This window comes from Bacillus sp. FSL K6-1106, assembly GCF_038005245.1.
GTDB classification, from domain to species: domain Bacteria; phylum Bacillota; class Bacilli; order Bacillales; family Bacillaceae; genus Bacillus; species Bacillus altitudinis.
The window spans coordinates 1,780,110-1,801,899 of sequence record NZ_JBBOSV010000001.1 but is presented as its reverse complement, the minus strand read 5'-3'; the positions used below and the strand labels follow the sequence as shown (position 1 = coordinate 1,801,899).

Annotated in this window: 20 protein-coding genes; all 20 read left to right on the top strand. The window is 41.8% G+C overall.

Going from position 1 to position 21,790, the window contains the following annotated elements:
* Positions 1-195: 195 nt before the first annotated feature.
* The 20 genes from MHI20_RS09565 to MHI20_RS09470 all read left to right on the top strand — a co-directional run bounded on the left by MHI20_RS09565 (position 196) and on the right by MHI20_RS09470 (position 21,764).
* On the top strand, positions 196-1,248 hold the full coding sequence (locus tag MHI20_RS09565) for a FecCD family ABC transporter permease (RefSeq protein ID WP_008347113.1): 1,053 nt from the start codon (positions 196-198) through the stop codon (positions 1,246-1,248).
* Complete coding sequence (locus MHI20_RS09560) at positions 1,249-2,271, top strand: FecCD family ABC transporter permease (protein ID WP_048003212.1); 1,023 nt, start codon at positions 1,249-1,251, stop codon at positions 2,269-2,271. It abuts the gene before it with no gap.
* A gap of 21 nt (positions 2,272-2,292) precedes the next feature.
* A complete protein-coding gene (locus MHI20_RS09555; RefSeq protein WP_017368048.1) occupies positions 2,293-3,108 on the top strand; it encodes an ABC transporter ATP-binding protein in 816 nt (271 codons plus the stop codon).
* 178 nt (positions 3,109-3,286) lie between these two features.
* Positions 3,287-4,009 carry a response regulator transcription factor gene (locus MHI20_RS09550; protein WP_017359250.1) on the top strand — a complete coding sequence of 241 codons (723 nt, stop codon included), beginning with the start codon at positions 3,287-3,289 and terminating at the stop codon, positions 4,007-4,009.
* 3 nt (positions 4,010-4,012) lie between these two features.
* On the top strand, positions 4,013-5,767 hold the full coding sequence (locus tag MHI20_RS09545) for a HAMP domain-containing sensor histidine kinase (protein ID WP_340937751.1): 1,755 nt from the start codon (positions 4,013-4,015) through the stop codon (positions 5,765-5,767).
* A 136-nt stretch (positions 5,768-5,903) separates the two neighbouring features.
* Positions 5,904-7,340, top strand: a complete 1,437-nt coding sequence (uxaC, locus tag MHI20_RS09540; RefSeq protein ID WP_326377640.1) for a glucuronate isomerase — start codon at positions 5,904-5,906, stop codon at positions 7,338-7,340.
* 67 nt (positions 7,341-7,407) lie between these two features.
* Positions 7,408-8,418, top strand: a complete 1,011-nt coding sequence (locus tag MHI20_RS09535) for a LacI family DNA-binding transcriptional regulator (RefSeq protein WP_017359253.1) — start codon at positions 7,408-7,410, stop codon at positions 8,416-8,418.
* 58 nt (positions 8,419-8,476) lie between these two features.
* Positions 8,477-9,928: a tagaturonate reductase gene (locus tag MHI20_RS09530; protein ID WP_340937747.1), complete on the top strand. Its 1,452-nt coding sequence runs from the start codon at positions 8,477-8,479 to the stop codon at positions 9,926-9,928.
* Positions 9,925-11,418, top strand: coding sequence for a UxaA family hydrolase (locus MHI20_RS09525; RefSeq protein ID WP_008347107.1), 1,494 nt, complete (start codon positions 9,925-9,927; stop codon positions 11,416-11,418). Before MHI20_RS09530 ends, MHI20_RS09525 begins: the two co-directional genes overlap by 4 nt.
* Before the next feature lie 20 nt (positions 11,419-11,438).
* The gene (locus MHI20_RS09520) at positions 11,439-12,830 is read left to right on the top strand and encodes a glycoside hydrolase family 28 protein (RefSeq protein WP_096881846.1); all 1,392 of its coding nucleotides are present in this window, start codon (positions 11,439-11,441) and stop codon (positions 12,828-12,830) included.
* Positions 12,831-13,001: 171 nt separating this feature from the next.
* The gene (locus tag MHI20_RS09515) at positions 13,002-13,952 is read left to right on the top strand and encodes an ABC transporter substrate-binding protein (RefSeq protein WP_039963790.1); all 951 of its coding nucleotides are present in this window, start codon (positions 13,002-13,004) and stop codon (positions 13,950-13,952) included.
* Complete coding sequence (locus MHI20_RS09510) at positions 13,918-14,976, top strand: FecCD family ABC transporter permease (protein ID WP_045034578.1); 1,059 nt, start codon at positions 13,918-13,920, stop codon at positions 14,974-14,976. Before MHI20_RS09515 ends, MHI20_RS09510 begins: the two co-directional genes overlap by 35 nt.
* Complete coding sequence (locus tag MHI20_RS09505; protein ID WP_340937740.1) at positions 14,973-16,259, top strand: heme ABC transporter ATP-binding protein; 1,287 nt, start codon at positions 14,973-14,975, stop codon at positions 16,257-16,259. The genes MHI20_RS09510 and MHI20_RS09505 overlap by 4 nt, the downstream gene beginning before the upstream one ends.
* A 132-nt stretch (positions 16,260-16,391) precedes the next feature.
* A complete protein-coding gene (locus MHI20_RS09500) occupies positions 16,392-16,961 on the top strand; it encodes a cob(I)yrinic acid a,c-diamide adenosyltransferase (RefSeq protein WP_178897307.1) in 570 nt (189 codons plus the stop codon).
* A gap of 257 nt (positions 16,962-17,218) precedes the next feature.
* Positions 17,219-17,614 carry a hypothetical protein gene (locus MHI20_RS09495; protein WP_041091879.1) on the top strand — a complete coding sequence of 132 codons (396 nt, stop codon included), beginning with the start codon at positions 17,219-17,221 and terminating at the stop codon, positions 17,612-17,614.
* A gap of 15 nt (positions 17,615-17,629) precedes the next feature.
* Positions 17,630-18,295, top strand: a complete 666-nt coding sequence (gene liaH / locus MHI20_RS09490; RefSeq protein ID WP_039168185.1) for a stress responsive protein LiaH — start codon at positions 17,630-17,632, stop codon at positions 18,293-18,295.
* 111 nt (positions 18,296-18,406) lie between these two features.
* Positions 18,407-19,276, top strand: coding sequence for a LiaG family protein (gene liaG / locus MHI20_RS09485; RefSeq protein WP_017359270.1), 870 nt, complete (start codon positions 18,407-18,409; stop codon positions 19,274-19,276).
* Between the two features lie 30 nt (positions 19,277-19,306).
* A complete protein-coding gene (gene liaF / locus MHI20_RS09480; protein WP_034647740.1) occupies positions 19,307-20,071 on the top strand; it encodes a cell wall-active antibiotics response protein LiaF in 765 nt (254 codons plus the stop codon).
* The gene (gene liaS / locus MHI20_RS09475; RefSeq protein ID WP_007500303.1) at positions 20,068-21,132 is read left to right on the top strand and encodes a two-component system sensor histidine kinase LiaS; all 1,065 of its coding nucleotides are present in this window, start codon (positions 20,068-20,070) and stop codon (positions 21,130-21,132) included. The genes liaF and liaS overlap by 4 nt, the downstream gene beginning before the upstream one ends.
* Positions 21,129-21,764 carry a response regulator gene (locus MHI20_RS09470; protein ID WP_007500305.1) on the top strand — a complete coding sequence of 212 codons (636 nt, stop codon included), beginning with the start codon at positions 21,129-21,131 and terminating at the stop codon, positions 21,762-21,764. The genes liaS and MHI20_RS09470 overlap by 4 nt, the downstream gene beginning before the upstream one ends.
* Positions 21,765-21,790: the final 26 nt, after the last annotated feature.

Here is a 21,790-nt window from a genome sequence, read left to right as displayed (position 1 = left end):
ATAGAAGAAAAAATGCATCGGCTATTTTATGACCAAAATGAAAATGGTGAAATTCTCCCGGTTTTTTGATGAAAATAAAGAAATTTATCAGAACAAGGATTTCAAAACGTGAAGAAAGTGATATACTAGACTCCGAGATTGATAATCATTATCATTAATAACGAATAGATATGAACGGAAAGGAAGAGACTGGTTTTGGGCTCACAATCGAATAAACAGCTGTCAGCTAAAGATGATGCGATAGATATTGTGACAAAGCCTTTTGGTACAGCAGCTGTTGTCATCATAGGAATCATTGCTTTAGCATTTGGTCTTTTTTTATCAGTATCGCTAGGAGCGGCAAACATTCATTTACACACGGTATGGGAAGCCGTCTTTCATTTTGACTCACAACAAACCTCACATCAAATCATTAGGGAACTAAGGCTGCCGCGTACAGTTGGTGCCGCACTTGTCGGTGCCTTTTTAGCAGTATCGGGTGCCATCATGCAAGGCATGACAAGAAATGCGCTTGCGTCTCCTGAAATCATGGGTGTGACAAATGGCTCTGCATTTGCGATTGCCATTGCGTTTGCTTTTTTCCCAGGCCAATCTTCTTTTACATTAATTCTTTGGTCATTTTTGGGGGCAGCACTTGGCGCCTCTATTGTATTTGGGGTTGGAACCCTTTCAAAAGGGGGACTTACTCCTGTGAAGCTCGCATTAGCCGGTACGGCTGTTGGCGCACTTTTAAGCTCAATTTCCTCAGCGATTGCCATTCGATTTGACGTCGCGCAAGATATGAGTTTTTGGTACGCAGGCGGTGTGGCTGGTGTGAATTGGAGCAATATTAAGATCATCATTCCAGTTGCGGCTGTAGGACTGATCATCGCAATGATTCTTGCCCGCTCCATCACGGTTTTAAGCTTAGGTGATGAATTAGCAAAAGGGCTTGGACAATATACACGAACAGTCAAGGTACTTGGCATATTGGTCGTGATCCTTTTAACAGGTGCAGCCGTGTCAGTTGCAGGTTCTATTGGCTTTATCGGGCTTGTGATTCCTCATGTTACGCGTTTCTTGGTCGGCGTTGACTATCGCTGGATTATCCCTTGCTCAGCTATTTTAGGGGCTATTTTGCTCATTTATGCAGACATTGCGGCAAGGCTTGTCAATGCGCCTTTTGAAACGCCAGTGGGTGCCATTACAGCCATTATAGGCGTTCCTTTCTTCTTATATTTAGCGAGACGTGAAAGGAGCGGAATTTAAATGGAAATGGTGCAGCAGGCAAAGAAAAAGAAATACAAACGAACGATGGTCATGATCTTTTTAGCGATCGTGGCTGTGTTCCTAATAAGTTTAAATACCGGAGAGATAAGGATTTCTCCGATGGATACATTCAAAACATTTTTTGGACTCGGAAGTGAAATGGATGAGCTTGTATTATTCGAGTTCAGACTTCCGAGGATGGTCATCGCTTTACTTGTTGGCGCTTCTATCGCTGTATCAGGAGCCATTTGGCAAGGTGTTTCTCAAAATGGTTTAGCTGATCCCGGCATTCTAGGTGTAAATGCGGGTGCAGGTTTTGCGGTGGTTTTGTTTATCTTTGCCTTTCAGGGTTCGATGTCGAACTTAGGTGATTTTTCAATATTTGTACTGCCGCTTTTCGCTTTCGTAGGTGCCGCCTTTGCTGCATTCCTCATTTATGTGCTAGCGTGGAAAAAGGGCATTACGCCTGTTCGATTGATTTTAACTGGTATTGGGATCAATGCTGCATTTTCGGCAGCGATTGTGGTTATTCAATTAAAGATGAGCCCAAATGATTTTAACCAAGCCATTGTGTGGCTGTCAGGAAGTATTTGGGGCTCAAGTTGGACATATGTCTTATCAGTCGTGCCGTGGATGCTGATTTTTCTTGTATTAGCGATGGTGAGGGCACGCTACTTAAATATCATGAATTTGGGTGATCAGATATCTTATGGCTTAGGGATTTCAGTTCATAAAGAAAGAAGTTTTCTCATGCTGATTGCAGTTGCATTAGCCGGTGCGAGTGTCGCTGTTGCAGGGAGTATATCGTTCCTAGGGTTAGCGGCACCACACCTCGCAAGAAAGCTAGTTGGACCGAAACATCAAGGAATGATACCGGCGTCCGCTATGATTGGTGCACTGCTGTTATTACTTGCAGATACACTTGGGCGTGTCATACTTGCTCCATCAGAGGTGCCCGTTGGACTTGTCGTTTCTGCCTTAGGCGCACCTTACTTCATTTACTTATTGATGAAAACGAACTAATGAGGAAGGAGAGTACAACAGATGAAATCACTTGAAACAGAAAAGCTTTGTATTGGCTATCATGACCGTTTGATTGTAGACGATTTAAATATCAGCATCCCAAAAGGCAAGGTGACGACATTAATTGGGCCGAATGGGTGCGGGAAGTCAACGATTTTAAAAACAATGTCTCGTATTATGAAATCCCATCAAGGTGCTGTTTATTTAAATGGCCAGGCTATCCATCAAACACCAACAAAAGAAATTTCAAAACAAATGGCCATCTTACCGCAGACGCCTGAAGCACCAAGTGGTCTGACCGTTTATGAGCTTGTGTCATACGGACGTTTCCCACATCAAAATGGATTTGGCCGTTTATCAAATGAGGACAAACGAATCATCAGATGGGCACTTGAGGAGACGGGAATGATTGCATTTCATGACCGGCCAATTGAAGCACTCTCCGGTGGACAGCGTCAGCGGGTATGGATTGCGATGGCACTCGCTCAGGAAACAGAGCTGCTTTTATTAGACGAACCAACGACGTATTTAGATCTTGCTCATCAGCTGGAGATCCTTCAGCTATTAGAACGCTTAAACAGAGAGCAGGGCAGAACGGTGCTGATGGTGATTCATGACCTGAATCATGCTGCACGCTTTTCACATTACATGATTGCCCTCAATCAAGGGAAAGTCATTAAAGATGGTACGCCTCATGAGGTCATGACAAAAGAGGTGCTCAGTCAGGTGTTCCACATCGATGCAGAAATTGTTCTTGATCCGAGAACGAATAAGCCGATCTGTTTAACATATGACTTAATGAATCATGAAAGAAAGCTTGAAGCTGTGAACGGATAATAGATGGACAAAAAACTCGGTATGTATGACCGGGTTTTTTTGCATTTTTTGATATTACCTTGTTATGCCATTTTCTCCAGTTGATCTTTTTTCGCTTTTATGCAGAAAAGAGGTACTTTTTTACTTTGGACAATGGTAATATACGGTTAGAGATCATAGCTAGAAAGGAAAGAGATGCGTGGAAACAGCAAAAATATTGATTGCAGATGACGAAGAAGCAATTGTAAAAATGGTTGAACGCGTATTAAAAAAAGAAGGGTTTCAACATATTTATAAAGCCTATCATGCAGATGAAGCATTAGATATTGTCAAAAACGAGGACATCCACCTCTTACTTCTAGATGTGATGATGCCCGGTAAGTCAGGCTTTGATGTTCTGCCTGACATCAGGAAAATGACGAAGGCACCGATTTTCTATTTAACAGCAAGAACGTCTGATGTAGACAAATTGACTGGATTTGCACAAGGTGCAGACGATTACATCACAAAGCCATTTAATCCGTTAGAGCTAGTAGCTAGAATTAAGGCGCACTTAAACCGAACTTATATCTCCTTACAGGAGGAGCAGGAAGAAGCGCACAGTCAATATGAATATGCTCATTTCTCGTACCATCCTCATGCAGCCGAGTTAAAAGTAAGGGGAAAGGTGACGGCTTGCTCAGCTCAGCTTTTGTCCTTGCTGAAGTATTTTTGTGACCATCCGAATGTGGTACTTTCAAAAGATCAAATCTATGAGAAAGTATGGGGTGTTCCGTCATATGGTGACAACAACACCGTCATGGTTCATATCCGAAAGCTGAGAGAAAAAATAGAGTTAGATCCAAGCCAGCCTGAATATATTGTGACGATCCGTGGTATGGGCTATAAGTTCATTCCCCAACCTGTGAAGGTTCTTCAATAGTTTATGAATTTACGAACAAAACTTTTCTTTCACTTTGTCGGACAAATGTTTATTGTCATCGTCATTCTGACGATCGGGCAAACATTCTCTGAAAATCTTTATTTTCAAAAGCGCTATGAGAATATGACTGAAACTGGTTTAACGAAGGCAGATGGAGATACACTCATGAGCTGGCTTTATTTTAACGAGGATGGAAAAATGGAAGCCGATGATCAGCTCAAACAAGCAGTGGAAAAACGTGATGGCTGGCTGCAAGTGATTGATTCCAAAAAACGCAATGTCTATAGCTATCAACTCCCTAAAAATATTCCAACATCCTATCAAAAGGATGAAATGATCAAGATCTTTGAAAAAAGACAATTTAAAGATTACAAGATGTACTTCTGGCCAATTGAGATTGATCAAGAAAGCTTTATCGTCTTATATGGATTTAAAACGAACAGCACAAAGGTAGCCAATTATCTCAAGCAGCATGAAAAAAACCTGGCTGCATTGTCTCAATATTCAGTTGAAACAAAAGAATTTTTGAAAAGAATGAATGGATCGGTGCATCTGTTTAATGAAGAAGGAAAATACTTAAAAGGTATCCGAGCCAAAAATAATTTGAAAAATAACGTAACGGATGTTGAACTGCTCAAGTATCAATCAAAGCCTTGGGAGTTTAGAAGTGACCTGTCTTATATCAGAGTGAATAAAGATCTGTATATGATTGTTTCGGTGCCAAACAAAGTATACAGCCCAGACGAGCTTTATGATAAAGAGACAGAGGCTTTAAACCAATATACAACGCTTTTGATTGCAGGTCTTGCGCTTACGATTATTATCGTTATGACATTATGGTACTCGTATCGCTATGGGCTACCGATCTATCACATTATCCGCTGGCTGATTTTCTTATCAAGAAATAAATTGCAGGAGCCAACAAATAGAAAAGGTATTCCAGTAAGTAAAAATAAAAAGGGTCGTATTAAGCGGGAGTACCGGCTGTTTGAGGATATCCTCAAAACAATGGATCAGCTCACCAATACGTTAAAAGAGAATGAAGCAAACCGAAGAAAAATTCAAACCACAAGGGAAGAATGGATCGCAGGGCTGTCTCATGATCTAAAAACGCCTCTTAGCACGATTTACGGCTATGGATTAATGCTAGAATCAGATCAATACCAATGGTCCAAGGAAGAAGTTATGGAAATGGGACAAGTCATTCGTGAGAAATCAGAATACATGTCGACCTTGATTGAGGATTTAAACCTCACGTATCGATTGAAAAATGGTGCATTGCCTATTAATCGAAAACCTGTTGAGCTTGGTGAATTTTTAGCCTCCATTATGGACGAGTTTTCAAGAAGCACGCTTTCTGAAGATTATATGTCATCCTTTGAAGATCAAACAGAGGGTGTCATGTTTGAGATCGATAAAGCCTGGTTTAGACGAGTCATTGAGAACCTGCTGGCGAACGCAGTGAAGCATAACCAGAAAGGTACTATTATTCAAGCTATTCTATCTGAAACAAATGATGAAGTTCGGATCGAAATGAAAGATAACGGACGCGGAATGGCGCAAGAAACGGTGGATCATTTATTTAATCGTTACTATAGAGGGACAAATACGAATGATCCAACAAATGGAACAGGATTAGGATTGGCGATTGCAAAAGAGCTTGTCTTGCTACACGATGGCGATATTCAAGTAGAAAGTGAATTAGGTCAAGGAACAACTATTGCGATTATCCTAAAGAAAACACCATCTGTAAAATAGCCAAAAAACGATTTTCTTTTCTAAAGGAGATCGTTTTTTCTTGTTTTAGGATTGAAATCGATTTTGTAAACGATTACAATAAAATTGTTAACGTGAACAAAATCATTTTTATCATTATAAGAGATGGGGGAGTTTGATGAAAGCCTTTTTAGATGAGCAGTTTTTATTAAACAGTCAAACGGCGGAAAAGCTATACCATGAGTTTGCAAAGAACCTTCCGATTATTGATTACCATTGTCATTTAAGTCCAAAAGAAATCTATGAAAATAAAACGTTCCAAAATATAACCGAAGCATGGCTTTACGGAGATCATTACAAATGGCGCGCCATGAGAGCAAATGGGATACCTGAAACACATATCACAGGAGATGCCTCAGATTATGAGAAATTTTTAGCATGGGCGAAAACCGTTCCGATGACGATTGGAAATCCTCTCTATCACTGGACCCATCTAGAGCTAAGACGATATTTTGATGTTGAAGAACTTTTGAATGAAGAAAGTGCAGACATCATCTGGAAAAAAGTAAATGAAAAGTTGCAAGGAGACGGATTTGGTGCGAGAGATTTCATTGTGAAATCAAATGTTGAAACGGTTGTGACGACAGACGATCCGGTTGATTCGTTGATTTATCACCAACAACTGCGGGAAGAAGGCTTTTCTGTGCAAGTGCTGCCAGGGTTTCGGCCAGATAAGGCATTAGATATCACAAATGACTTGTTTATCGAGTATGTTCATCAGCTGGCGGAGGTTTCATCTATCCAGATCGAATCCTATCAAGACTTCATAAAAGCACTTCATATGCGAATCGATTTCTTTCATGAACAGGGCTGTTTGATTTCAGATCATGCCATCAATGAAATGACGTACGAAGACACGACGGAAGAAGAAGCTACGATCATTTTTCATAAAAGAATGTCTGGACATCCATTGACGGAAAAGGAGAAGATTCAATTTAAAACGCACACATTCATTGAACTCGGTCAGGCATATGCTCAGCGGGGATGGGCGATGCAACTTCATATCAATGCGCTCAGAAACAACAATTCAAAAATGTTTAAGCGGCTTGGACCAGATACCGGATATGATGCAATGAATGATGAAGACATTGCAAAACCCCTTTGCCGCGTATTAGATCGGTTAGAACAAGCACATGCATTGCCAAAAACCATCCTCTATTCCTTGAATCCAAGGGACAATGTGGTGATTTCAACGATAGCTGGAAGTTTTCAAGATGGAAAGACCCCTGGGAAAATGCAGCATGGAACAGCCTGGTGGTTTAATGATACAAAGCAGGGAATGACAGAGCAGATGATGGCACTCTCCAGTATCGGACTGATCAGCCGATTTATTGGGATGCTGACAGATTCACGAAGCTTCCTGTCGTACACAAGACATGAATATTTCCGTAGACTGTTATGTGACATCATTGGAGATTGGGTGGAAAAAGGTGAAGCGCCTAATGATCTCAATTTGCTAGGGGGAATGGTAAAAGGAATCAGCTATGAAAATGCAAAGCAGTATTTTCAATTTGAACGGGCAAATGAGCTTCCGCATAAAAGCAAGATGATATGAACAAAAAGCAAGAATATGAAAGCGTTTTTATGATAAGATGATAAAAAATCATAAAAGGCGGAATAGCATGACAGTCACAATCAAAGATATAGCAAAATTGGCAAACGTTTCTCATACCACAGTATCAAGGGCTTTGAATAACAGTCCTTTTATTAAAGAGAAAACAAAACAAAACATCTTGTCGATTGCAAAACAGCTGAATTACTCACCGAATGTCCATGCCAGAGGCCTTGTCTCGCAAAAATCATTTACAATTGGTCTGTTTTTTACGAGTTTAACAGAAGGCACATCCTCAAGTTTCTTTGTTGATGCATTAAAAGGCGTCAACAGTGTGATAACAGAAAACTATCATTTGGTTGTAAGAGGAATTGACGATTTTCACGATTACACAACCATTCATAAACAGCGGTATGATGGTATTTTGCTCATGAGCCAAAGCGAGCATGATGAAGCGTTTATCCATCATGTGAAAAAGCAGGGCATTCCCATTATTGTACTGAATCGCCGTGTAGAAAGTAATCAAGTGATGAATATATTAGCAGATGATGGTGAAGGGGCATACCAAGCTGCACACTATTTCATTCAGCAGGGGCATAAACAAATTGCCATTATTGAAGGGAAAGAAGGGTTTAAATCCACACAGGAAAGAAAAGCTGGTTTTTTGCAAGCACTCATTGACCATCATGTACCCATGAAGAAGGAATACATGATCACAGGCGACTATCATATGAAGAGCGGCTATGAATCAATGGAAGCCTTACTCACTCTTGATGATCCGCCAACTGCCCTTTTTTGCTCAAACGATGACATGGCGATTGGTGCGATGAATGCATTGTTTGCAAAAGGTAAAAGGTGTCCTGATGATCTCTCTATTATCGGTTTTGATGATATTTCATTTTCATCTTATACAACGCCTGCCCTCACAACAGTCAAAAAGCCAATTGAAAAAATGTGTGCGCTTGGAGCAGAAGCCATCCTTTCAGTCATCAACGGTGAAAAACAAGAAGACGATCATCTGGAAAAAGTGTATGTCCACACAGAGCTGATGATTAGAGATTCAGTAAAAAAGGTGCAGTAATCAGCATCTTTTAAATAAAAATGTTCACGTGTGCAAAAAATGCGGGGAGGAAAAGCGTTTGAGACGATTATCCAAAGATGTGTACCCAGTGGCTGAATATCCTGAAACCATTCTACAAATTGGCGAAGGGAACTTTATGCGGGGATTTATGAATTGGCAGATCCAGAAGCTAAACGACTGTACAGATTTTAAAGGAAGAGCAGTGGTTGTTCCTCCTCGAAAAGGATCAGTGACCGCTCTAAATGAACAAGATGGTTTGTACACTTTATGTATTCAAGGATTTCATGACCAAAAAGAAATGAACGAACGGATCGTCATTCAATCCATCAGCAGGGGAATCAGCACATATACAGATTATGAAGCCTTTTTACATGTAGCGGAAAGTCCTGATGTGCGCTTTGTCTTTTCTAATACAACAGAGGCAGGACTTGTGTTAAGAAAAGAGGACCGATTAGAAGATCGGCCGCAAGTAAGTTTTCCAGGAAAGCTGACAGCCTTCTTGTATCACCGCTTCAAAGCTTTTTCTGGGGATGAGAAAAAGGGCTTGATCATTTTACCTTGTGAATTGATTGAACAAAACGGTGATCGATTAAGAGAATATGTGATCACAATGGCAGCTGAGTGGAATCTTCCGCCTGATTTTGTGGCTTGGGTCAAGGAAGCCAACACGTTCTGTAATACGTTAGTTGATCGGATTGTCCCAGGATTTTCTCAGAAAGCAGCGGAGACTGTTCAAAAAGAAGAGGGGTATATCGATGAATTGCTTGTCACGGCAGAATATTATCACTTGTTTGTCATTGAAGCACCTGCGTTTGTTCAAAAAGAGCTTCCTTTTCAAGAAGCAGGGTTAAACGTACTTTTTGTGGAAGATATCGCTCCCTATCGTATGAGCAAGGTTCGCATTTTAAACGGTGCACATACAGCGATGGTGCCGATTGCATATTCGTGTGGCTTGGACACTGTCAAAAAAGCGGTGGATGATGAGCATGTTGGTGTGTTCATTCGCCGCATGCTTGAGGAGGAAGTGTTGCCAAGTTTGCCACTTCCTGAAGAAGAGCTGCTTCTTTATACACAATCCGTTTGGGATCGATTCTGCAACCCTTTTGTCAAACATCAATTACTCGATATTGCCTTAAATGGTGTATCTAAATTTCGGGCACGTATTCTCCCGTCTCTTCTAGATTATATAGAGCTAAAAAAACAGTTGCCTACGAAGCTTATGTTCTCACTGAGCAGTTTGATTTATTTTTATCAAGTCCATGCAGATCAAATAAAGGATGATGAGTCTGTGATGGCATTCATGAAGGAAGCATGGGAGGAAGTGGACCATTCCTATGAATTAATGGTCGATCGACTTCTTTCAAACGAAGTTTTATGGGGGATGGATTTGACAAGGATCGCAGGGCTGAAGGATGCAGTAGCCGAGCAGCTCACCTGCATACATGAAAATGGCATGAGAGCTGCTGTTCACCAAATACTTCAATATGAAAGTCAGGGGGAGAAGGCATGAGGGACTTTGTTGTGATTCATCCTTCAGATAATGTTGGTATCGCTTTAAAAGTGCTTGAGCAAGGCGAAGAGCTTCAGCACCAAGGTCATACAATCATTTTAAAAGAAACCGTTGCTAAAGGTCATAAATTTGCATTGGCTGAGATCAAAGAAAAAGAGAATATCATCAAATATGGCTATCCCATTGGTCATGCATCCACTGCGATTTCGACTGGAGAATGGGTGCATACGCACAATATCAAAACGAATCTATCAGGTAAGCTCGATTACGAATACCGCCCTTCTTTAACAGAAAACCCCTATGAAAAAACGAATCTGACATTCAAAGGGTATAAACGAAAAAATGGCGCAAGTGGTATACGAAATGAGCTTTGGATTGTCCCAACAGTTGGGTGTGTCAATGGCATTGCCGATCAAATCATTCAAATATTTACCGCTGAAATGGGGGGAAGCATCCATCCTTTTGAAACGGCGTTAGTATTAAAACACAATTATGGATGCTCACAACTTGGGGATGATCATGAAAACACAAAAACAATACTTCAAAATGCCGTAAAACACCCAAATGCTGGAGGGGTTCTCGTTCTAGGGCTTGGCTGTGAAAACAATGATATTGAGGATTTTAAAGCTACATTAGGGGAGTATGACCAGACGAGGGTGAAATTTTTAAGAAGCCAAGAAGTAGGGGATGAGATTGAGACGGGTGTCGCTTTGCTCAAGGAAATTTATGACGCAGCGAAAGAAGATCAGCGTGAAGACATTCCGTTATCTGAGCTGAAAATTGGCTTGAAATGCGGAGGATCAGATGGGTTTTCAGGCATTACCGCAAATCCACTTTTAGGCAGACTGTCCGATTTTATTGTGGCTCAAGGCGGAACCACCGTCTTAACAGAAGTACCGGAAATGTTCGGGGCTGAAACGATCTTAATGGAGAGAGCGGAATCAAAAGCGACATTCGACAATATTGTGCAGATGATCAATGATTTTAAACAATACTTTATGGATCATCGACAGCCAGTATATGAAAATCCTTCCCCGGGAAATAAAGCAGGAGGAATTTCGACATTAGAAGATAAATCTCTCGGCTGCACACAAAAAGCGGGTACTTCCGTTATAAAGGATGTTTTAACATACGGGGAGCTGCTAAAACGAAAAGGATTGAATTTATTAAGTGCGCCCGGGAATGATTTGGTTGCTTCATCTGCTCTCGCAGCGTCTGGCTGTCAGCTCGTCCTCTTTACAACAGGCAGAGGCACACCGTTTGGCACATTTGTTCCAACGATGAAGGTATCGACCAATACCGCTTTATATGAAACAAAAAAACATTGGATCGACTTTAATGCGGGGGAATTGCTTGAAGATGTACCAGAAGATGTGGTGCTAGAGAAATTCATTGCCACGGTGATTGATGTGGCGAGTGGAAAGCTGTTAAATCATGAAAAAAACAATTTTAGAGAGCTGGCCATTTTTAAAACAGGTGTGACACTTTAAGACGTCTGGGGGATGAGGAAATGTCTAAAAAACGGAATTTGATGTATGTGACAGCAGGAACAGTACTAACAGGAATTGGACTCGCACGTTTAGCAAAGCAAGGGAAAAAAGACAAGGAAACAAATGGCATAGATCATGTGTTAAAGCAGATAAAAGCGCCAAAGTTCCCAGATCGTGAATTCAATGTCATTCATTATGGTGCAGATAACAAAGGGATAGAGCTTTCGACAAATGCTATTCAGTCTGCCATCGATGATGCACATCGTTTGAAAGGAGGGCGTGTGCTGATTCCTGAAGGGACATTTTTGACAGGCGCTCTAGAATTGAAAAGCAATGTAGAGCTTCATCTTCATGAAAACGCCTATGTGACCTTCAGCCAAGATACACGTGATTATCTCCCGCTTGTTCTAACAAGATATGAAGGAATTGAGCTTTATAATTATTCACCACTTATTTATGCCCATCATGCAGAAAACATCGCGATTACAGGAGCAGGCACGCTGGACGGGAGGGGGGATGAACACCACTGGTGGCCTTGGAAGTATGGAACAAATGGTCAACCCTCTCAAGATCGGGATCGTCAGCTTCTTTTTGAAATGGCTGAAAAAAGAATACCAGTGGAAGAAAGAGTGTTTGGCGAAGGCCATTATTTAAGATCAAGCTTTATCCAGCCATACAATTGCCAAAACATTCTCATTGAAGGAGTAACAGTAAAGGATTCACCGATGTGGCAAGTCCATCCGGTGTTAAGTGAAAACGTCATCGTCCGTGGGGTGAATATCATCGGTCATGGCCCAAATACAGATGGTGTGAATCCAGAGTCGTGCCGACATGTGCTCATTGAAGATTGTTATTTTGATAATGGCGATGATTGTATTGCCATTAAATCGGGCAGAAATGAGGACGGCCGGAGAATCGGTGTTCCATCTGAAAACATCGTCATTCGTAGAAATACGATGCGTGATGGTCATGGCGGAGTAACGATCGGGAGTGAAATCTCTGGAGGCGTCAAGTATGTATATGCAGAGGATAATGTCATGGACAGTCCGAACCTAGACAGGGCATTGCGCATTAAGACCAACTCTGTCAGGGGCGGTACCATTGAACACATCTATTTTAAAAACAATCTAGTGAAAAGCTTAAAGCATGAGGTGGTCTGTATCGACATGATGTATGAGGAAGGGGATGCCGGTCCGCATAGGCCTGTAGTCCGTCATATTGAAGTAGAAGGGTTAAAAAGCAGCGGAGGACGATATGGCGTGAAGATCGCCGCATACTCACATTCCCCGGTCACACACTTTAAAATGAAAGACTGTGTCATTGACGATGTCACGTACCCTCTTTCATTGGAACATGCAGTATCTCCTTCATTTCAGAAAGTTGTCATTAATGGTGAACATATCAACCAATAGCGGAAGTGAAAACAGCCACGTCAAAGGCTGTTTTTCTTTTATAAGGACAGACAAGACGTATTCGGAATCACATATACAACCTATCTGCACTGTAGTATAATATTCCCGAAATTAGAAAAGAATTGACGAAAGAGATGACGTCAAGCAGTACATAAAGCAGGGGGTTTATTGATGAAGAAGTTAACTGGTATTTGGCTATCATTGTTACTTGTGATCGGTGTTTTAGCAGGGTGTGCAGGTGCGGAAACGGACCAAAAAACAAACAGTTCAAAGCCTAAAGAGACAGCGGCTGCGGCATTTCCTGTATCCATCAAAGATGCAGCTGGTAAAACCGTTGAAATCAAAGAACAGCCTAAACGAATTGTTTCGTTAATTCCAAGTAATACAGAGGTTGCCTATGCCCTTGGCCTTGGAGATAAAATCGTTGGTAGATCAGACTTTGACAACTATCCAAAGGAAGTAGAAAAGGTGGAGAAGATTGGCGGTCTTGATTTCAATGTAGAGAAGGTTATTTCCTTAAAACCTGATCTTGTCTTAGCACATGCATCACAAATGAGTTCAAAAGACGGATTTAAACAGCTTGAAGATGCAGGTATTCAAGTGCTGACTGTTAATGATGCAGCCTCTTTCAAAGATGTGTATAAGTCTATCCATATGATTGGTGAAGCAGCTGGCGTAAAAGAGGCATCAACGAAGCTTGTAGATGAGATGAAATCAAAACTGAATGACATCAAAAAACAAGCAGAATCCATCTCCAAAGACAAACAAAAAACAGTTTTTGTCGAAGTATCAGGTGCGCCTGAAATTTATACAACAGGTAAACAAACGTTTATGGACGAAATGTTGTCTGTCATTCATGCAAAAAATGCTGCTGGCGACCAAACAGGCTGGGTGCAAATGACGGAAGAATCAATTATTAAACGAAATCCTGATGCCATAGTTACGATTGATGGCGCAAGTTTAGCTGATCTGAAAAAAAGAGACGGCTGGAAGGCGATCAAAGCAGTCAAAGAAAAACAAGTCTTTCAATTGAATACGGATCTGGCATCAAGACCGGGACCGCGATTGGTTGAAGGAGTGGAGGCTCTTGCGAAAAGCATCTATCCTGACACGTTCAAATAAAATCATCATCGCATACACAGCAAGTGTTTTACTTCTTGTGGTGAGCATTGGAATGGGAATCTCATTTGGCAGTTTAGGGATTCCCATTCCTTCTATACTTCGGATCTTTGTTCATGAAGTATTTGGAATTCAGGCCGGAACTATTGATGCAATTGACCGCAATATTATGATGAATATCCGGCTGCCGAGAGTGATATTAGCGGCGTTAGTCGGAGCAGCTCTGGCGTTATCTGGTGCAGCCTTTCAAGGTTTATTAAAAAATCCTCTCGCTGACCCTTATACACTTGGGGTATCTCAAGGGGCATCTGTGGGAGCTGTAGCCACATTGTTTTTCAGTTTGCAGTTTCCTTTGCTTGGCAGTTTTACACTGCCTTTTTTGAGTATGACAACAGCGCTTGTCACACTATGTCTCGTCCTCTTTTTTGCCCGTATGGTTCACCGAGGAATGAGCATTTCTTCTTTAATTTTGACGGGGGTCATCTTTAGCTCTTTTTTAGGAGCCCTCATTTCATTAATGATTGCGTTAACAGGTGATGATTTAAAAGAGATTATTCATTGGCTTCTAGGCAGTGTGTCTATGAGAGGCTGGCGATACATTGCTCTTTTCCTTCCTTTTTTCCTCATTGGTACATTTGCACTGATCTTGATGGGAAGAGATTTGAATGTGATGACATATGGCGAAGAAAAGGCAAAACTGTTAGGGGTGCATGTGAAACGGAGCAAATATGTGGTGTTGCTTGCTGGTTCCATTCTGACTGGAAGTGCGGTGGCTGTGTCAGGAACGATCGGATTTGTAGGACTGGTGATTCCGCATTTTATCCGTCTTTTATCCATTACGGATCATCGTCATTTGCTGCCTTTGTCGATGCTGAATGGTGCTTCCTTTCTCGTTTTAGCAGATGTGCTCTCCCGTACGATCATTGAACCGACTGAATTGCCTATTGGCATCATTACGGCGTTAATTGGTGCTCCTGTCTTTGGCATCATCCTCATCCGCAGATATAGAGGAGGGACGCATCTATGATTCAAGTGAAGGAAGTTAGAGGAGGATATGGTGAAAAAGAGGTCATTCACGGCGTTAGTTTTGAAGTGGAGCGAGGGGAATTCCTCGGCATCCTTGGTCCGAATGGGAGCGGTAAGACGACGCTACTTAAAATGATCGCAGGTATTTTAGCACCTGAGAGCGGCCAAGTAACACTAGATGGCCATCCAGTTCAATCCTACCGGCCCAAGGCACTTGCGCAAAAATTGGCGGTTCTCCCCCAGAAGACCGATCAAGCCTTTTCATTTACAGTGGAAGAAACGGTCCAGTTTGGGCGTTATCCTTATCAGAAAGGATGGCTACAATCTGTTACAAAAGAAGATATCGAGATTGTCAGCAAGGTGATGGACCAAACAGATATTGCTCAATTTAAGGATCAATCCATCCACGAGTTAAGCGGTGGAGAACAGCAGCGGGTTTACTTAGCCCAAGCGCTGGCTCAGTGCCCTGACTATTTATTGCTGGATGAACCAACCAGTTTTCTTGATTTAGCCTATCAAAAAGAGTTACTCGATTTGATTAAACAAGAGACCACTTCCTCTAACTTAACGGTGATCGGTGTGTTTCATGATGTGAACATTGCCAGTTTGTATTGTGACCGTCTGCTTTTGCTGAATGAAGGAAAGACGGACATGCTGGGAGAACCGCATCATGTGTTGACCACCGAACGGGTGAACCGGGTGTATGAAACAGATGTAACACCTCTCCAACATCCACTGCGGGCAAACCCTCAGCTAGTGATTGAACCTGCGTCCATCTCTCAACATTCAAGGCTGAACTTAGCGGATGGGTGGAAAACATATGGCGCAAACGGAATGACATTTTCTACTCATCAGCCATTGCGCATCCTTTCATCACATGAGAAAAGCGGGGGTTTCTTTTGGACACGGTCCCTTGGCACGGGAACTGAAGCACTCCATGACATGCTGGATGCTGAGGAAGGGTACTTATTTCTTGGTCAATCTGATGGGCCAAAGCAATACGCCGCTGAAGATGATGATGAAGATGTCCTTCTTTATGGGATGCATCAAGAAGGAGAGCTGTCCGTTTGGCTTGTGCTGAAAGGAACGATATCAGATGGTGCGTCTGTCCAGCTAATGGGCGAGCTGATGCACTTCATTAAACAAGAGACAAGTATCCAGGTACATCATCTTTGTATCGCTGCTGCCAATGCAGAAGAAAAGGAGCATACTGCTCATTTACATGAAAGAGTCAGACTGAAAGTGAAGCATCTTCTTCATACATTGAATGCCATGAAAAAGTGAACCGGTTGGTTCGCTTTTTTTTAGGGATTCATGATTTTATATTTAAATCACAGTGACTTTAGTAAAACAAATACATCTTTTCCACTTCAGGGTATACTAAAAGGAACAAGCAATGGATAAGGGGGAACCTCAATGAAACTTTATACAAAAACCGGAGATCAAGGTCAAACAGGCTTGATTGGCGGGCGGGCTGATAAAGATGACGCAAGGGTAGAAGCGTACGGTACATTAGATGAGGCGAATAGTTTGATTGGACTAGCCCATGCAAACTTAAGGCAGCATGGCGAATTGTTTCAAGATATTCTATCTGAGCTGATGGTCATTCAGCATGAACTGTTTGACTGCGGCGGTGATTTGGCAGCGGTGAAACCACCGAAAGAAGGCAAGTTAAAAGAAGAATCTGTCACAGTCCTTGAAAAGCGAATGGACGTGTATGTAGAAGAAGCCGCACCGCTGACTAAATTTATTTTACCTGGCGGCCAGGAAGGTGCTGCCCTCTTACATGTAGCGCGAACAATCGTCAGGAGAGCCGAGCGGCATATTGTGACACTCGCAAAGCAGGAGGAAATTCCAGCAGTTACGCTCACATATGTAAACCGTCTATCCGACTATTTATTTGCTGCCGCCCGTATTGTGAATCATCGGCTTGGTGAAGCGGATGTAGAATATGAACGAAGTGCAGATGTGTTTCGTTCTAAATGAGGAAAAGCACTCTTCTAGTCGAAGAGGGTTTACCTACACGCTGAAAAGAAGACGAAGGCTAAAATCAAGTTCATTTTAGCCCTTTGTCAATAATCTGAGCACTCTTCTAGTCGAAGAGTGCTTTTTCTATGGATTCAACCGTTCAGTCTGAGCCATGTTACGACTCTGGTCGCAATCAAAGATCAATCTACGACACGTTTTGCCGGCTTCCTTTTTTGACTATAGTTAAAGCAAGGAGCAAGAAAGGAGGCATGAAGATGAAAATCACAAGTAAAACCATCATCGGTTCAATCCTGATGTTTATCGGTTTATCCATCTTCTTTGGTGGTTCATTGGGCGGGCTGATCCCGACTTTGATTGGGGCGTGGCTCATTTATGTAGGTGTCAAAAAATATGATAAGGGCAGTAAAACAACAGGGGTCATACTCTCTATTATCGGTGTATTGCTTGTCGCACAGTCGCTGCCATTTTTACTCGGAATCGCATTTGCTGGAGTACTTCTCTACTTTGGCTGGAAGATGATCAATGGTGAATCTGCAAAGGAATCATCCGGCAGAACAACATATATGGAGCCAAACACGGCACCGAACATGAAAGAATCTATGCACACGTCATTTGATCAAGAATGGGAAGACTTTTTAAAGAAAAAATAAAGGGAGGAATATGAAATGGTATTAAGAAGAGTACGTGATATGTTTGTTGCAACAGTCAATGAAGGCTTAGATAAATTGGAGAATCCGCGTGTCATGCTGAATCAATATGTTCGTGATATGGAGGACGATATTGCCAAAGCGAAACATGCGATTATCAAACAGCAAACCATTCAGCAAGGTTTCTTGAGAAAAGCAGAAGAAACAGAAGAATTTGCTGATAAGCGAAAGAAACAGGCGGAGCTGGCGTTTCATGCAGGAGAAGAAGAACTTGCACGGAAAGCACTGACTGAAATGAAGTATTTTGAAGAAAAGCACAACGAATATCAAGAAGCCTATCAGCAATCTGTTAAACAGCTGAAAGAGCTGAAAGAACAGTTGCAGCATCTAGAAACAAAGCTGCGTGATGTTAAAGACAAGAAGCAAGCGCTGATTGCAAGAGCCAATGCCGCACAGGCAAAGCAGCATATGAATGAATCTATGAATAAGGTTGATAGTGAAAGTGCTTATAAAGAATTTCTACGCATGGAGAACCGTATAGAGGAAATGGAGACAAAAGCGGGTAGCTATGCACAATTTGCCGATCAGGGTGCTTATGCTCATCTTGATTACGCTGATGAGGTTGAAAAGGAATGGCAAAAGCTTAAGCGATCAAAGCAGCTTGAGAAACAGCCGGCAAACTAATGGAAATGTGTCAAAACGGAAGAAAAACAGGATTTTTCTTCCGTTATTTGATTTCTTTCTGTTTCGCTTTTCCTTATAATAAAAAGGTCAAAGGATAAAGGGATGATATAAATGAAACGGTTCATTGGTCTAATTTGTATACTTGTTGGTGTTTTTTTGATGATTGGGATGCTTTTCAAAAATGGAGATCTCTTTCATTTGAGCTTTTCTCGTGATAAAGCGGTCACAACAGCTTCAGCGAAAAAGGATGAGGTTGAACAATTAGATATCTCTCTTTCTGGATTTCGCATCAAGGTGGAGCCGGAAGATCGTTCGGATATTTCTGTGATGGTTGTGAATGGAAAAGGGAAAATGTATGCGGAACAAACAGGTGGAACATTCAAAGTCCGTGCTGAAAATAAAGGATTTTTGTTTTTCTCTGCATTTGAAAAAGGAGAACTCTTAGTCAAAATTCCAACAGATTATCATAAAGATGTGAAAATAACAGGTGGAATCGGCGTGAGCGAAGTAAATGGCGAAGGGAAGCTGTCTCTTCAAGATGTGACGCTCAAATCAACGAGCGGAAACCTCACAGCTGAGAACTTCTCAGCAAATCGTGTGGAAATCAAAGCGACTTCTGGCAGACTTTCAGTGTCTCATATTGATGCGAAGGAAAGTGATATTGGTGCCACTTCTGGTCGTGCTGATATTCAAGATGTAAAAGGAAAGCTGCAATTAGGCATGACAAGCGGCAGGCTAACAGCAAGCTTTGATACAATTGATTCACCAGTCGACTTTCACATGACATCAGGCAGTGCGAAATTTAACTTGCCAGATGAGGGAGATTTCAAAGTCCAAGTGAAAAAAACGAGTGGACGTATTGATCATTCGTATGATTTTGACCAAGCGGATAGTGAAGGCCGAGGTTTTACAGGCACGCATGGGAAAGGGACACACTTAGTCGATATTGAGATGACAAGCGGAAACTTAAAATTGCGGTAAACAAACGTAAAAAGGAAGGAGGCGAGTCAACTGCGTTTTTCTAGAAATCAAATTTTAGGCATCATTGTGGTGATTTTCGGTATTAATCTTTTTCTCAAAATTATTGGGATTGGGGCAGACCTATTTTGGCCAGTGTTTTTTGCTCTAGCTGGTTATTGGCTGCACTCTCGATCTAAACGTTGGCTCGGTTCGGTTTCCTATATTTTTGCAGGCTTTCTCTTCTTGAAGTTTCTACTAAATATCACGTTTAGTTTGACTGGGTATTTATTTGCTGCCTTTTTGATCTATGCGGGCTATCGTTTATTGAAAAACAAACCTGTTTTTGATGTCGATAAAAAGGAATCATCAGACGATGGGAAGCCTTCACTGAAAGTAAATCTTGAAAAAGAGGGCGATCAGAAGAAAACAAAAAGCCAGGCAAAGCCGCGCAAAGAACATGATTTCTTTATCGGTGAAGTCAGGCTGATGAAAAAACCATTTCAATTAAGTGATTTGACCATTTCAGGTTTTATTGGCGATGTCAAAATCGACTTATCAAAGGCCATCATTGCAGAGGAAGAAAGCACCATCGTCATTAGTGGGCTCATCGGAGATGTCGATATTTATGTACCTCAGGATATTGAAGTGTGTGTGAGTGCTTCGGCTGCGATTGGTGATATGAAAATCATTGATGAAAAAAGAAGCGGGTTCGGCAGTAAAGTGTATGTCATGACAAATGATTATGATGAGAGCAAGCGAAAAGTGAAAATCTCCATTTCTCTCCTGATTGGGGATGTGGATGTGAGGTACTTATGAGGAAACTGCATTTAGGCATCCAGTGGCAATCTGTTCGTCTTGCAGTCGGTATCTCGCTTGGTGTTGTCATCATGACGACACTCCCAATGTTTTTTTATTACCAGCTTGATCCTATGATTTTGCTGTCTACGCGGTGGTTCGGCATCCCGTTTTTTTGTATTTTACTCATTATTAGTCTCGCCATTGGTGTATCAGCGGGGCATGTGTTTGGCTATCAGCATAAGAAGCGGCTGGATCAGCTTGTAGAGTCGATTTTGAAGTTTGAAAATGGGAATTTTGCCTATAGACTGCCTTCTCTAGGTGATGATGAAATTGGTTTGGCGGCAGATCAATTAAATGAAATGGCGAAACGAGTGGAAGGGCAAGTAGCCTCCTTACAAAAGCTTTCAAATGAGCGAGCTGAATGGCAGGTTCAAATGAAAAAATCGGTTGTCTCAGAAGAGCGTCAGCGTCTAGCGCGTGAGCTGCATGATGCAGTCAGCCAGCAGCTATTCGCCATTTCGATGATGACGTCTGCGATTCTTGAGGGGATGAAGGAAAAGGATGAAAAGATTTTAAAGCAAATGCGTCTTGTGGAACGAATGGCTGGCGATGCACAAAATGAGATGCGTGCACTCCTCCTGCATTTAAGACCGATCACCCTTGAAGGAAAAGACTTGAAAAAAGGCTTGATTGAGCTACTCAATGAATTTCAGGCAAAGCAGCCAATTGATATTGATTGGGAAATAGAAGATGATGCTCCGCTGTCTAAAGGGGTGGAGGACCATCTGTTCCGAATTGTGCAAGAAGCCCTTTCTAATGTGTTTAGGCATGCAAAGGCGACAAAGGTGACAGTACGTCTGCTTATTCGGAACCGTCAAGTTCAGTTGAAAATTATCGACAACGGGATTGGTTTTCAAACAGATCATGTGAAGACTGCTTCCTACGGACTTGAATCGATACGAGAAAGAACAAGTGAAGTAGGCGGTGTCGCAGAGATTATGTCATTTGAGGGAAAAGGCACACAAATTGATGTGAAGGTTCCCATTTTTGATGAAGGAAAAGGAGAGAACGTTCGATGATTCGAGTGCTTTTAATTGACGATCACGAAATGGTGAGAATGGGTCTTGCTGCTTTTTTAGAGGCACAGGCGGATATTGAAGTCATCGGTGAAGCGTCAGATGGACAAAAAGGTGTAGAACTAGCGGTTGAATTAAAGCCAGACGTGATTTTAATGGACCTTGTCATGGAAGGCATGGATGGCATCGAAGCAACGAAAAGAATTTGTCAGGAAATAGAGGATGCTCGGATTATTGTACTGACGAGCTTTATTGATGATGATAAAGTGTATCCAGTTATTGAGGCTGGTGCATTAAGCTATCTTTTAAAAACATCGAAAGCAGGAGAAATTGCTGATGCCATCAGGTCTGCGAGTATCGGCGAACCAAGACTTGAATCAAAAGTAGCTGGAAAGGTCATGAACAAACTCCGCCATTCATCAAATGGGTCCATTTTGCACGATTCGTTAACCGCAAGAGAAATGGAAATATTAAAGCTGATTGCCGATGGGAAATCGAATAAGGTCATTGCTGAGGAATTGTTTATTACCATCAAAACAGTCAAGACGCATATTACCAACATTCTTTCCAAGCTTGATGTAGAAGACCGCACACAAGCAGCCGTGTATGCACATCGCCATAAGCTGATTCAATAAAAAAACAGCTTTCAAATGAAAGCTGC